The sequence below is a fragment of the Paenibacillus sp. FSL H8-0280 genome (assembly GCF_045040665.1).
GTDB classification, from domain to species: domain Bacteria; phylum Bacillota; class Bacilli; order Paenibacillales; family Paenibacillaceae; genus Paenibacillus; species Paenibacillus xylanexedens_A.
In genome coordinates this window covers 5721804-5734519 of the sequence record NZ_CP150296.1, presented here as the reverse complement: position 1 = coordinate 5734519, position 12716 = coordinate 5721804, and the positions used below count along the sequence as shown (strand labels likewise).

The 12716-nt window shown below is 46.4% G+C and carries 13 protein-coding genes and 1 riboswitch; of the genes, 9 read left to right on the top strand and 4 right to left on the bottom strand.

The window, feature by feature from the left end:
• Nucleotides 1-43: 43 nt before the first annotated feature.
• Nucleotides 44-1672, top strand: coding sequence for a polysaccharide biosynthesis protein (locus MHI12_RS24950; RefSeq protein ID WP_341008833.1), 1629 nt, complete (start codon nucleotides 44-46; stop codon nucleotides 1670-1672).
• 208 nt (nucleotides 1673-1880) lie between these two features.
• On the opposite strand, the gene MHI12_RS24945 is transcribed toward MHI12_RS24950, so the two are convergent.
• Nucleotides 1881-3167: a DUF2515 family protein gene (locus MHI12_RS24945; RefSeq protein ID WP_405170626.1), complete on the bottom strand. Its 1287-nt coding sequence runs from the start codon at nucleotides 3165-3167 to the stop codon at nucleotides 1881-1883.
• A 141-nt stretch (nucleotides 3168-3308) separates the two neighbouring features.
• Between MHI12_RS24945 and MHI12_RS24940 the strand changes: the two genes are divergently transcribed.
• The 6 genes from MHI12_RS24940 to MHI12_RS24915 all read left to right on the top strand — a co-directional run bounded on the left by MHI12_RS24940 (nucleotide 3309) and on the right by MHI12_RS24915 (nucleotide 8820).
• Nucleotides 3309-3653: a thioredoxin family protein gene (locus tag MHI12_RS24940; RefSeq protein WP_017692403.1), complete on the top strand. Its 345-nt coding sequence runs from the start codon at nucleotides 3309-3311 to the stop codon at nucleotides 3651-3653.
• A 299-nt stretch (nucleotides 3654-3952) separates the two neighbouring features.
• Nucleotides 3953-4891, top strand: a complete 939-nt coding sequence (locus MHI12_RS24935; protein ID WP_036605745.1) for a heme A synthase — start codon at nucleotides 3953-3955, stop codon at nucleotides 4889-4891.
• Nucleotides 4892-5094: 203 nt separating this feature from the next.
• Nucleotides 5095-5811 (top strand): Cthe_2314 family HEPN domain-containing protein, encoded by a 717-nt coding sequence (locus MHI12_RS24930; protein WP_340028399.1) that lies wholly within the window; start codon nucleotides 5095-5097, stop codon nucleotides 5809-5811.
• 129 nt (nucleotides 5812-5940) lie between these two features.
• Nucleotides 5941-6084, top strand: a riboswitch (SAM riboswitch).
• Between the two features lie 126 nt (nucleotides 6085-6210).
• Nucleotides 6211-7245, top strand: a complete 1035-nt coding sequence (locus MHI12_RS24925; RefSeq protein ID WP_340934490.1) for a methionine ABC transporter ATP-binding protein — start codon at nucleotides 6211-6213, stop codon at nucleotides 7243-7245.
• Nucleotides 7246-7905, top strand: a complete 660-nt coding sequence (locus tag MHI12_RS24920) for a methionine ABC transporter permease (RefSeq protein ID WP_036673326.1) — start codon at nucleotides 7246-7248, stop codon at nucleotides 7903-7905.
• 75 nt (nucleotides 7906-7980) lie between these two features.
• The gene (locus tag MHI12_RS24915; protein ID WP_036605748.1) at nucleotides 7981-8820 is read left to right on the top strand and encodes a MetQ/NlpA family ABC transporter substrate-binding protein; all 840 of its coding nucleotides are present in this window, start codon (nucleotides 7981-7983) and stop codon (nucleotides 8818-8820) included.
• Nucleotides 8821-8943: 123 nt separating this feature from the next.
• Here the strand turns inward: MHI12_RS24915 and MHI12_RS24910 are convergent, their stop codons facing one another.
• Nucleotides 8944-9939: a DUF2167 domain-containing protein gene (locus tag MHI12_RS24910; protein WP_405170625.1), complete on the bottom strand. Its 996-nt coding sequence runs from the start codon at nucleotides 9937-9939 to the stop codon at nucleotides 8944-8946.
• Nucleotides 9940-10115: 176 nt separating this feature from the next.
• Here MHI12_RS24910 and MHI12_RS24905 point away from each other — a divergent pair, with 176 nt between their 5' ends.
• Nucleotides 10116-10895: an SDR family oxidoreductase gene (locus MHI12_RS24905; RefSeq protein WP_017692411.1), complete on the top strand. Its 780-nt coding sequence runs from the start codon at nucleotides 10116-10118 to the stop codon at nucleotides 10893-10895.
• Between the two features lie 137 nt (nucleotides 10896-11032).
• Here MHI12_RS24905 and MHI12_RS24900 read toward each other — a convergent pair whose 3' ends face one another.
• Entirely contained in the window at nucleotides 11033-11278 is a 246-nt protein-coding gene (locus MHI12_RS24900) for a NifU family protein (protein WP_053783253.1), read from the bottom strand.
• An 80-nt stretch (nucleotides 11279-11358) separates the two neighbouring features.
• Here MHI12_RS24900 and MHI12_RS24895 point away from each other — a divergent pair, with 80 nt between their 5' ends.
• Nucleotides 11359-11613 (top strand): YuzB family protein, encoded by a 255-nt coding sequence (locus MHI12_RS24895; RefSeq protein ID WP_036605750.1) that lies wholly within the window; start codon nucleotides 11359-11361, stop codon nucleotides 11611-11613.
• On the opposite strand, the gene MHI12_RS24890 is transcribed toward MHI12_RS24895, so the two are convergent.
• Complete coding sequence (locus MHI12_RS24890) at nucleotides 11610-12671, bottom strand: NAD(P)/FAD-dependent oxidoreductase (protein WP_036673332.1); 1062 nt, start codon at nucleotides 12669-12671, stop codon at nucleotides 11610-11612. The genes MHI12_RS24895 and MHI12_RS24890 overlap by 4 nt on opposite strands.
• Nucleotides 12672-12716: the final 45 nt, after the last annotated feature.

Sequence of the window (12716 nt, the reverse complement as noted above, 5' to 3'; positions counted from 1 at the left end):
AACGGGATGCACGTCCGGTGTGGAGGAAAGAAGGGGAATTCGTTTGTCTAAGAAAGAAACATTCATTAGGGGTACGCTCATTCTGGCGGCCGCTGCGCTGATCGCAAGAGTACTCGGATTGGTTCAACGGGTGCCGCTGGAGCATATCCTCGGCGATATCGGTAACGCATCGTTTACGATCTCCAATACGGTATATTTAATGCTGTTAACTGTAGCAACGGCGGGCATACCGAGTACACTTAGTAAAATGGTATCGGAACGCTATGCGCTCGGACGCGCGGGTGAAGCTCAACAGATCTACCGTGCAGCCCTGATCTTTGCAGCTGTGGCCGGGGTAGTCATGTCCGCTTTATTGTGGATCGCGGCACCTTATTATGCCACGTATGTCTCCAAAGTACCGGAGTCAGTCAGCGCCATTCGCGCCTTGGCTCCAGCCTTGCTGCTCTTCCCGGCCATTGCAATGATGCGAGGATATTTCCAGGGACGCGGCAACATGACAGCAGGCGGTATTTCACAGATCGTGGAACAGTTCGCCCGTGTAGGTACAGCCGTTATCGTGGCTTATGTCATGCTGCAATGGAATTATGATGACCAAACGATTGCTGCGGGTGCTTCATTTGGTGGGGTATTAGGAAGTGTGGGTGCCTTCGGTGTCATGCTGTACTTCACCTTGAAGCTGCGTCGTAGCGACCGTGCGGCCCAATTGAATTACGAGCGTGCAGAGCAGTTACCGATGCGAGGTATCTACAGTGATATCTTCAAGCTGTCTATTCCAATTGTGCTGTCTTCACTTGCGGTTCCAGCCATTAACTTCATCGATTCATCCCTTGTGGTACCACTGCTTAGTGGCCAGATCGGGCTCGAAGAAGCGACAGGCGTCCTTGCGATCCTGGGGGCGAAAGCCCAAAGTATTGCGGGGATTCCTCCGATTCTGGCAATAGCTTTGAGTCAATCATTGGTGCCTGTCATATCGGCAGCATTTGCCCGCAAGGATGAAGCGCATCTGAAGAGTCAGGTTACACTCGCGTTGCGCATTTCGATTCTGACAGGTATGCCGATTGTCATTGCACTTTGTGCGGCAGCGTATTCGGTCAACGGATTGCTGTTTACCAATCTGGATGGAACGCCGATCATTGCCTTGTTAACATTCGGTACCATTTTCCAGATTACGATGATGACCACCAACTCCATTTTACTCGGGGTAGGGAAACCGCGGATTACGATGATCAGTGTCGCAGCAGGTGTTGTGATCAAACTGATCGCAAGTCTGATTCTGGCGCCGATCTTTGGCATTTACGGTATCATTATTGCAACAGCCCTTTGTTTCCTGGTCATCACGTACCTGAATCTGCGGGTCCTTCGCAAAATCGTTGATTTCTCCATCATGGGAGATCGTTGGAAAGGATTTATCATTACAGTGTTGCTTGCAGCAGGTGTAGGATTTGCAACGAACTGGATTGGGAATATGATCTTTGGACTGTTCCTGCCAGCGCGTGTATCCTTCTTGTTTACCTGCCTTGTGGTTGGTATGCTTGTTGTGGTGGTGTATCTGGTTCTCATGGTTGTGCTGCGTGTACTGCGCAAGGACGAGCTGGGCAGTTACCCTCGTATTCTGCAAAAAATTCTTCGTCCACTTATGCGTCTTCAACGTGGAGCTGGGCAAAGAGGGTAAAAATGCAAAAAGCATCATCCATGCTCCAGAATTTTTTTTGAATAGGGTACAAGCTCTGTCTGCTATTGAAGCGGACAGGGCTTTTTGTTTAGTTCAGGCAAAGCTTAGGCCGAGTGGGTTGAGCATTAAGCAAGCAAGCCTAAATTAGCTGTACTTCGGGTATTCGCATGTATGATGTGGATTAGCATGTTCCATATAATCTTCAACATTAGTGTGTGATGGCTTTAGCATCATGAGCCAGTGCCGTTTTCAGCATGCCATACCGGTGTTCGTGACTCATCTCAAACAGCCATGGCCGACGTGGTGCCGTCAGGTAACCGAGACTATCCCGAGTCTGAAGCCAGTCATGTCTGGTGATCGGTTCATAAGGCGTGTCCCCCCATACGGAAAGTAGTTCTGGACTATATAATCGTTTCCCTTCTGGAAGCCATTCTTCATCCAGTAACGCCTGAGCGAATAATGTATGTTCACCCGCCTCGTCTTCACGATTGGTAAACAGGTCAGGCCAATATTCAGCGCGCGAGCCACGATGGGGAACCGAACGTGCGAACTCCAACACTTGTATGTGTACTTTCTCCACGCCAAACAACAGGGCATATAGCCCTTTGCCAAACATGATTCGCTCATCCAGTTTGCCAAAATGTTCAATGACGCGTCCTGCGAGTCCTGCTCCCCGTCCAAGAGGGAAGACGATATGATTCAGACCTGCCAGATTATGCAGATGGAATGCGGGTTTGGAGAGGACCTCTTTTTGAAAATAAGGATGCTGCACCACCCGGCTCTCGATATAGTTCTGCTCATTAATAATTAATGCCACACTTAGCAGTGAACTGCATCGTTCCAGCCAAAAGCGTTCCCAAAACGGCGTCATAAACGCCGACACGTGAAAGTGCGACAAGAGATGGAAACAGCTTCTTCCGATCCGGCGACTGTTCATATACAGCAGAAGCTGGGGATATGCATCCTGGAAAATGAGTGCATTGCACCGCTCCAGCAGCCGATACATATGCTCGCGATCGCTTTGATTCTGTAGATTATGCATTAAGTCACTCTGAAGATCTGTCATGTGATATCCGCCGTTGCGAGAGACCATATGGGCCAGCAGTGCCCAATGCAGTTCGGGACATTGCTCATAACATTCCAGATAGGCTGCCGTGCGGGTGATATTACTCCGATTGTGCTCCTGAGTCAGTGTCTTAATCTCTTCCAGAATGATGCAATCTTCTTCGCAGACGAGTGCGCTTTGAACCTGGTCCGTGCGTGCAAAAGACTTGCCGCTGGCAGGTAACAAACGCTCCACCTCAGACTGTAAGGCAGCTGCCGTATCGGTATCCCACTCGATGTCACGCAAAGGGTGACGAAGCTGTGCAGAAGCTTGCCATGCAGCCTGTTTGCCACGCCAGATTTCCCGGGCAGCACCCGGAATGGAACGGACCATCTGCAGGAGGGACCCGTGATGTTGTTCGCTGGAAGAATCGGTTCTGGTGGAAGTCATGATGTGACATCCTTTCATGATGTTCTGGGTTTATTTTCACAGACCATGTGGTTATTCTAAGTATGCGCTGATTATTTGACTTCCACTCGCCAATTTGCTTCACTTAGGGTAAGACAAGGTACAGAAAGGGAGATGAACCGAATGGAACAGATTACTTCCAAACCGGCTTTTGATGTAGCCATCCAATCCCCACGTTTGACAATTGCCGTATTCAAGGCAGACTGGTGTGGTGACTGCAAATACATCGATCCGTTTATGCCTGAGGTTGAAGAGAAATATGCACGTGAACTGACCTTGATTGAGGTCGACGTGGATCAGGTTGGGACGGTTAGTGAAGAACAGAATATTCTGGGCATTCCAAGCTTTGTGGCGTATACAGATGGCCGCGAACTCGTACGGTATGTGAACAAGCTGCGCAAGTCGAGAGAAGAGATTGAGCAGTTCTTAGATCGAGCAGTTGAAGTGTACAACACGATTCATAAATGATAATAAAAGTATGACAGGTTCATGTTGTAAAAGGGTATAATAAAAAGAACGCCATTTCTCTTGAAATAGGGAAATGGCGTTTGTGTGTTCGACACGTTCTACATAAGAAACGTTTATGTACATATCCCCAATGACCTGCCGGTCATTATTTCACCAGACGTTAACATTTTGTCACAAAGCGCGACGTCAATGAACATTTTATCCGTTATAATGAATTTAGTTGTGAAATAAGTGTCAAAGTACCGAAACAAGCGGAGAATATTCTTCGCCATCTTAAACCAACAGCGGGTGAGAAAAAATTGAAACACTTAACTTTGTTTAAATGGTTAACCGTATTAACCTGTCTTGTCATGTTTCTGGCCACTTTTGGTGGAGGCATCGTAACCAAAACGGAATCAGGCCTTGGCTGTGGAACAGAATGGCCTTTATGTAACGGAAAACTCGTTCCCGCACATACTGTGGCTTCACTCATTGAATATTCCCATCGCGCTGTAAGTGCACTGGCTGGACTGTTGTCCATTGCCTCTTTTGTGGCTTTTCTGCGGTTCGGCAAGTCACGCCGTGACCTGCAATTGTTCTCTTTCTTAACCCTGGTATTTGTTATAGTCCAGGGAATCATGGGAGCTTTTGCCGTCGTCTTCTCCCAATCTTCAGCAGTCATGGCACTGCATTTTGGTTTTGCACTGATTGCTTTTGCCAGTTCCCTAATGATGGCGCTGGGCATCAGGCAGGAGGCCAAAGATGGCGGATTGGAGCGCCTGAATAAATACCCTCGGGTTAGCAAAAAATTCAGGAATCTGGTCTGGTTCTCCACCATTTACACATATCTCGTGGTATACACGGGTGCATTTGTGAGTCACACGGATTCTGCCGGCGGTTGTTCCGGATTTCCACTCTGTAACGGGCAGATTATTCCTGAGCTTTCGGGTGGGGTAGCGGTTGCTTTTGCTCATCGTGCAGCAGCAGCTTCGCTCGTGATTGTTATCGCAATCCTGGGTCACTTCGCTTACCGTAATCATCCGGACAACAAGGAAATGCGTACTCTGGGTGTGGTATCCGTTGTTCTTATTCTGATGCAAGTAGTCATTGGTATTTTCATGATGGTGACAATGAACCGTCCGGAAGTATACATGTTCGTAGCTCTTGCTCATATGCTGGATATCGCCATATTGTTCGGAGTCTTAACGTATATGAGTTTCCTGGTGTACAAGCTGCATCGCCCGGCTAATCGTTTCTAAGATATAGATCCATTCTTTTTTAAAGTTACTTGGCCTAAATATGAAAGTCCACCATCCAGTGATGTACATCATTGGACAGGTGGACTTTGTTTGATGTCAAGGGGATCAGGGCAACCTATGGCAAGCAGCAATTACACGGAATGGATGATGTGTTACGTTTACGGTGATGAATTCTTGTTGATTTGGAAAAGAGGAGGTTAGATATGCTGCGAACGTTGTTGGGGGAAAAGCCACGTATAAACGAAGGTAAATTGAAGGCAGCGATGGACGCAATGGCGCATACGCTTGAGCTATTTCAGCGACAAATGCATGTGGACCATGATCCCACGCATGACTATCGGAAGCTGTATGTGTGGACTCAGGGACTCATCTCCTCACTGGATGAACTGGAGCAAAGCTGTTTCGCTGCTGCTCATTTTCGCAAAAAGGTCGTTGCAGGTTCAACGGATGATATGACGCCGACTGAAAAAGCCGAGTATGCTCGGTATGTGTATTTCTACAAAGATGGCTTTATCCGCTGCTTTGCCATTCTGGATAAAGTTGGAACGGTATTAAATGAAATATTCCAGTTGAATACTTCAAATACCAAAGCGCATTTTTCTTATTTTACTGTGTTAAGGCAGTTCGACTATGCGAGGGAACATCATGATCTTGCGTTGCTATTAATACAGATCAAGGACTCTTATCGTGAACCGATGAGCAAGCTGCGCAAACGACGTAATATGGAAATTCACTACATGAACTCAGAAATGCACGATGACCTGTGGCAGTTACATCAGACCTTGCAAGGTAAAGTGAAATTGGAGGATCTGAATCAGCATGTGCAGGAAATGCGTCAGGGCGTCGATATGGTCTGTGAAACGTTAACAGCCTCTTATAGTTATATCAACAAAATATGGAAAAGAAATAATTCCCTTTGACAAATCGGAATACTTGGAATATACTGAGTTTCAATCGAATGTTACACGGATATAATTGATATTTCAAAAGTTACGTTCACATTATAAAGCATAAACTACATGAACTTATAAAATCCTACAACAACATATTTCTTATCGAGAGCGGCGGAGGGACAGGCCCGATGAAGCCCGGCAACCGATTTGTAACGACATGATACATGTATCATTCGCGTTATAGATGTTAGGTGCTAATTCCTACAAAATGGTGCAAGACACGATTTTGGCAGATGAGAAGGTATATTCTTTCACGTGAAGAGCCCTCTTTGTATCTGCAAAGGGCTCTTTTTTTGTACTTTAGGGGGAGTTTTCCTTTAGATCGGGTAAAGATACATGTAGGTGGTTGGAAAGGGGCAAGTGCGATTGATTGAATTAAAAGGTTTAACGAAAACGTACGGCAAAGGGAAAAAATCTACAACAGCGTTATCCGAGCTGAATTTGAGCATCCAAAAGGGTGAAATCTACGGTGTGATTGGCCATTCTGGAGCGGGCAAAAGCACATTGATTCGCTGCATTAATTTGCTGGAACGGCCTACGGAGGGTGAGGTATGGGTCGACGGAATCAACTTGACTGAACTGAGCAAAACCGAATTGCAGCAACAGAGACGCAAGATCGGGATGATTTTTCAACACTTTAATCTGTTATCTTCGGCAACGGTATATGACAATGTAGCTTTTCCACTAAAGCTTGTGAATACACCCAAGGAAGCCATTGATCGCAAAGTGAAGGAAATGCTCGCACTGGTTGGTCTGGAGCACCATAGCAGCAAATATCCGGCTCAATTATCGGGTGGACAGAAACAACGTGTAGGGATTGCGAGAGCACTTGCAAGTGATCCAAATGTACTTCTCTGTGATGAGGCTACTTCGGCACTTGATCCGCAGACGACAAATTCAATCCTGAAGTTATTGCTCGACATTAATGAAAAGTACAACCTTACGATTGTGCTGATCACACATGAGATGCATGTCATTCAGAACATCTGTGACAAGGTGGCTGTCATTCATCAAGGTGGCATTGTGGAACAAGGACCTGTAACAGACGTGTTCTTGAAGCCGCAGCATGCGATTACGCGGGACTTCATGATGCGTGACCATGAAGCTGGACTTGCTCTGGAAGAGACCGCTCTGGCAAATGCAGGCGTTGAATTGCAGGCAGGTGCTGCTTCCAAACTTGTGAAGATATCCTTTCTGGGTAACAAAACGTATGAAGCGATTTTGTCTAGAACAGTACGTAAGACAGGCGTGGATTTTGCCATCCTGCAAGGTACAATCTCTACGATCAAACAGGTTCCTTATGGGCAGCTGACCGTTCGGTTCGAGGGTGATTCAAATGCGATTGATCGGACGATATCAGAATTAACCGCTGAGGGACTTGATGTGGAGGTGCTTCGTTAGATGGATTTTTCAACAGTTCGCTGGGAAGAGGTTGGTAAAGCCTCCATTGAGACACTGCAAATTTTGGGTGTATCAGGCTTGTTTACCGTTATCTTAGGTTTACCGCTCGGAGTTCTGCTGTTCATGACAGCCCGATCTGCTTCGATTAAGTCACGGGCAGTGTACACTATACTATCCCTGATTGTGAATATTTTGCGCTCAGTCCCATTTATCATATTGATTGTTGCTCTTATTCCATTCACTCGTATACTCGTTGGTACAGCTACGGGGGTGCTCGGTGTTATACCTCCTTTGGTTATTTCAGCAGCTCCTTATTTTGCTCGTTTGGTGGAGACGACGTTGCGAGAAGTTGATCGGGGTGTCATTGAAGCGGCACAGTCGATGGGTGCATCGACCGGACAGATTGTAAGACGGGTGTTACTGCCTGAGGCACTGCCTGGACTGCTTGCTGGTATAACGATCACCATCGTTACACTTGTCTCTTATACGGCGATGGCGGGCATGGTTGGTGGTGGAGGTCTTGGAACACTGGCAATTAACTATGGATACTTCCGTTATCAAAATGAAATCATGATTATATCCGTAGTGTCGATGATCATTCTTGTGCAAATTCTCCAGATGGCTGGAGATCGCTTGGTTACATTTTTCACCAGGAAATAACACATAGATAACATGATGGATATGCATTTATGCGGATGCCACATGAAAAAAATGATTAGAGAAGGGGTTTTACACATGAAAAAATGGTCTTTTGCTCTACTTAGTCTTATGTTGATTGCGGTTCTCGCAGCTTGCGGAAACAACAAGGACGCCGATAGCGGCGCAGACAATTCAGCAGGTGCACCACGTACAGTTGAATTGAAAGTTGGAGCTTCACCTACACCACATGCAGAGATTCTGGAAAGCATCAAGCCTGAACTGGAAGCACAAGGTATTCGTCTGCAAGTTGTTACATTCAATGACTATGTACAACCCAATCAGCAGCTTGCTGATAAAAAATTGGATGCAAACTTCTTCCAGCACCAACCTTATCTGGATACAGAGAATAAAGAACGTGGATTCAACCTCGTTTCTGTAACACCTGTTCATGTTGAACCTTTTGGTGGCTACTCCAAAAAGATTAAGTCTTTGGATGAATTGGCAGACGGTGCAAAAGTAGCAATTCCAAATGACCCATCCAATGGTGGACGTGCACTGTTGTTGCTCGCGAAGGAAGGTATCATTACGCTGAAAGACAACACAAATATTACATCTACGATTCAAGATATCACAGCCAATCCGAAGAACCTGGATATCATCGAGCTGGATGCAGCCATGATGCCACGTCAATTGGATGAAGCGGATCTGGTATTCATCAATGCCAACTATGCGCTTGAAGCAAACCTGAATCCGGCGAATGATGCTTTGTTGATCGAAGATCTGCAAGGTAACCCATACGCAAACATCCTCGTTTCCCGTGAGGACAACAAGGATGCAGATGCAATCCAGAAGCTGGCTGCTGCTCTGCACTCCGAAGAAGTGAAAACATTCATCAAAGAACGTTATAAAGGTGCAGTTGAACCTGCAACTGAATAATTCACGATATGTATGACATGATGTGAAGCTATTAAGAATAAGCCGTATGTCTCTCTAGAAGAGATATACGGCTTATTTTATGTTTCCTAATCTGTGCTGACGTGGGGATCAACAAGGGAAGGGTCAGGGCTTATCTTGTTCATCCACGTCAGATTGATGTCCAGATTGGCGGTAGTAAGATAATTCATTCTGATCAGCATACTGCTGCTCATCTGCTTCTTGCAGGTACGTTCTCTCGGAGGGAGAGAGTGTTTCTTCTTCTCCGTGTGAGCTTTTGATCTTGTATCTGATCCACCCAATCAGACCGAGAACGACAACCAGGATCAAAGCCCATCCTTTTTTGAGCAAAAGAAGAGCACTGAATTTCTGGGAAGCTGTGTACCCGATCCCGCCCATCAGAAGACTGTTGAGCCCTATGGTGGATGTTTTGTCAGTTGAAGCATTGTACTCCTCGTAGGTGTATCCTGTATTGATGCTCAGCTTATGAAGTACGGTTTCCTCGAATGCCTGACGGCTCTGTTGAAAGTTGGCCGTATCTGTAACCAGAATGGCTGTGATGTACCCTTCGCGTGTCAGGATTTTTACATTGTAATTGACCATGGCTTGCTGATCAGCATTCTTGAAACCAAGGGAGTAAACCAACTGATGTTTGGCACTGTCATATGCCGGTTCGATTTCCCACCCCGTTATGTACGTTCTATATTCAGGATCAAGTTCTCTGTTATCTTCTTCTGTGCCTCGGATATAACTGCTTAACAGCTCTTCGGCATTCAAATTTTGATTGTCATCATGGATATGACCCGTCTTCACGTACTCGAACACAACATACCACGAGCCGAATTCGCTATTGCTGGTTAGGCTTCCGATTTCATTCCCGTTAGGCTTCCCATCACTGTTAAGTATCGAGCGTTGGGTATTGGGCTTATCCAGATAGGAATGGCTTTCAGGGACTTCCAGGGTGGCCTTACCGTCCAGAGAGACAGATGCTGGTCCAGTAATCCAATCGTACTCATCAGGTGCTTGCTCATTCTCACTTGCCGCTGATACCTGTAAAGCACTAAAGACTGTGAATAAACTCAACATTAAAAGTGTAAGAAATGATATCCATCTTCTGTTCATTATATTAATGTAGTGGTCCTTTCGGGTTATATCCTCGACAGTACCATAGGTGTTTGTTTTCAATCAAGATATATTTGGAATTAAAGGTGGATAATCCCTTGTGGATAAGCGAGTTGTAGGAGGACGATAAATCTTTTATACTGGATAGTGACTGCTCTTTGAAGAGGGGGATGAACGTGAAGGGAAAGATTGCCCTCATAACGGGAAGTGCCAAAGGTCTTGGTAAAATGACGGCCCTCAGTCTGGCAGATCAGGGGTGTCATATTGCCCTCAACTATGTACACAGCAGAACAGAAGCTGAGGCTTTAAAGGCTCAGATTATAGCCAAGGGTGTGCGGTGCATTGCCATCCAGGCTGATATATCCAAGGTGGAAGATATCTCTTCATTGGTTGAGCAGGTGGAAGGTAACCTGGGCAGCATTGATATTTTGGTGAATAACGCAGGTCCATTTGTCCGTGAACGACGATTATTTGCGGATTATTCTGAAGCTGAGGTCCAGATGCTTGTGCAGGGAAATCTGTTGGGACCGATGTTACTGGATCAGCGTGTATTGCCAGAGATGAGACGCAAGCAATGGGGACGCATTATCCATTTTGGCTTCAGTCATGCTGGAGAAGCGAGATCTTGGCCTCATCGCGCCGTATATGCGGCTGCCAAGGTGGGTCTGGTATCTTTTACAAAGACACTCGCGGTTGAAGAAGCCCCGTATGGAATTACGGTTAACATGGTATGTCCAGGTGACATTCGTGGTGCGAACAAAGAGAAAACGATTGATGAAATGGCAGGTATCACCGACGAGGAAACGCCAAGAGGGCGCCCAGGTAGCGGTGAAGATATTGCACGAGTGATAACGTATCTGTGCCTTGATCATTCCGATTTTATAACAGGTAACATTATGGATGTATCTGGAGGACTTGATCCGATTCGTCCCACCATACAGCGCGAGGATACTTAAAAGGTGAATTGAAGGATTGTACGTGGAAACGGGTCAAGGTGACTGTGAACATGGACACTCTGAATATGCGTACAAAAAAAGAGCCCTCCGCTTCATGCGAAGCGAAGGCTCTTGAGGTTTATTTCGTGAAGGATTGATTAGAATACTTGTACGACTTCTTGTACACCCTCAACTTCTTCGAGAAGGGCGCGTTCAATCCCGGCTTTTAAGGTAATGGTGGAGCTTGGGCAACTGCCGCAGGCACCGACCAGTTTCAGCTTAATGATGCCGTCCTCCACGTCGACCAGTTCCACGTCACCGCCATCGCGCTGCAGGAACGGACGAAGTTTATCAAGCACATCAGATACCTCATCATACATGGTGCTTTGTGCGTTTTCGCTCATATTGTTCAACTCCTTTCCTTCCTATATTATATTACAAATGGCCACAAATTAAAATGGTCAAACAAAGCAGGTGAACTTAAATGAGACCGATTATTGAATTTTGTGCCAATAATATGCATTTTGGCACAGATGAAGTCATGGATCAACTGGAAGAAAATCCAGACTATGACGTGATTGAATACGGCTGCCTAACCAACTGCGGCCAATGTTCTATGACTCCATTTGCACTGGTGAATGGCGAAGTTGTCATCACGGACAAAGTGGAAGATCTATATAACGCCATTTTGGCCAAAATTGCCGAAGCTGATGTCTGGGACGAGCTCGATCTCGACTAACCGAGATGGCGCTTGGACATCCAGAGCACACCACTTTTCAAAATACGAGGTACACGTCCCATCATGGACGTTTTGCCCATCAGCCCAAACCCAGACTTCTTGCCGAGTGCACCGAGTGTGCCACGAAGCTTGAGTGGATGTGGATTGGGCTTTTCGCCTTTCCAGAGGGCATGCTGAATATGGGCGATCTGCTCACCCTGTACTTCCGCAGCTTGACCGCTAGGTGCATAAGGGACACTGGCACAGTCACCAACGACATACACATCGGTATATTCCGGGATTTGGTAGTATTCATTCAGGACGACACGACCTTGAGGGTCTTTGGTTACGTCCAGATCCTGTACCACTTTTACGGGCTGAATGCCTGCAGTCCACACGACAGCATCCGTTAGAATCTGTTCATCCCGGTTATATATAGCATTAGGTTCAACACGTGAAATGGCGATATGCCCGCGTGTCTCTACCTGATGTTCGTTAAACCATTCATGCACATACACGGATAGACGTTGCGGGAAAGCGGATAATACACGTTCACCACGATCCAAAATGCTGATGTTCAGATCCGGTCTGCTCTCACGAAGTTCGGCTGCCATCTCGACACCACTTAATCCGCCGCCTACGATATGCACATTGCCATAGGCTTTGACTTCATTAAGGCGCAGGTAGGTCTCGCGTGTTTTGCTAAAGCTCTGAATGGTACAGCTGTAGTCTTCGGCGCCTGGCGTATTGTGGAAACGGTCTGTACAACCAAGTCCAATGACAAGTTTGTCGTACACGAGCGGGTCTTGGCCTTCAAATTCAATCTGACGCTGTTCCAGGTCAATCGAAGTAACTTCTCCATAACGGTAAGTGACTTTATCGCTCACTGGAAATTGGATACGCAGGTCATAATCAGATACGGTTCCTGCTGCGAGTGCGTAATATTCTGTCTTTAATCCCTGAAAGGGGCTGCGGTCCACCAAAATAATTTGTGTATCGGATGGAATTTTACCCTCCAGAAGTTCCTTGATGATGGTGAGGCCGCCATAGCCGCCTCCAAGAATGACGAAATTTTTCATGACTCGGCTTCCTTTCTGCATCAGTCCCACTGAAATGGGGCTGTA

Excerpts from the sequence above, each read along its gene's own strand:
- MHI12_RS24945 (WP_405170626.1), bottom strand. The coding sequence starts at position 3,167 with ATGACTTCCACCAGAACCGATTCTTCCAGCGAACAACATCACGGGTCC.
- MHI12_RS24940 (WP_017692403.1), top strand. The coding sequence starts at position 3,309 with ATGGAACAGATTACTTCCAAACCGGCTTTTGATGTAGCCATCCAATCC.
- MHI12_RS24930 (WP_340028399.1), top strand. The coding sequence starts at position 5,095 with ATGCTGCGAACGTTGTTGGGGGAAAAGCCACGTATAAACGAAGGTAAA.
- MHI12_RS24920 (WP_036673326.1), top strand. The coding sequence starts at position 7,246 with ATGGATTTTTCAACAGTTCGCTGGGAAGAGGTTGGTAAAGCCTCCATT.
- MHI12_RS24915 (WP_036605748.1), top strand. The coding sequence starts at position 7,981 with ATGAAAAAATGGTCTTTTGCTCTACTTAGTCTTATGTTGATTGCGGTT.
- MHI12_RS24910 (WP_405170625.1), bottom strand. The coding sequence starts at position 9,939 with ATGAACAGAAGATGGATATCATTTCTTACACTTTTAATGTTGAGTTTA.
- MHI12_RS24900 (WP_053783253.1), bottom strand. The coding sequence starts at position 11,278 with ATGAGCGAAAACGCACAAAGCACCATGTATGATGAGGTATCTGATGTG.
- MHI12_RS24895 (WP_036605750.1), top strand. The coding sequence starts at position 11,359 with ATGAGACCGATTATTGAATTTTGTGCCAATAATATGCATTTTGGCACA.
- MHI12_RS24890 (WP_036673332.1), bottom strand. The coding sequence starts at position 12,671 with ATGAAAAATTTCGTCATTCTTGGAGGCGGCTATGGCGGCCTCACCATC.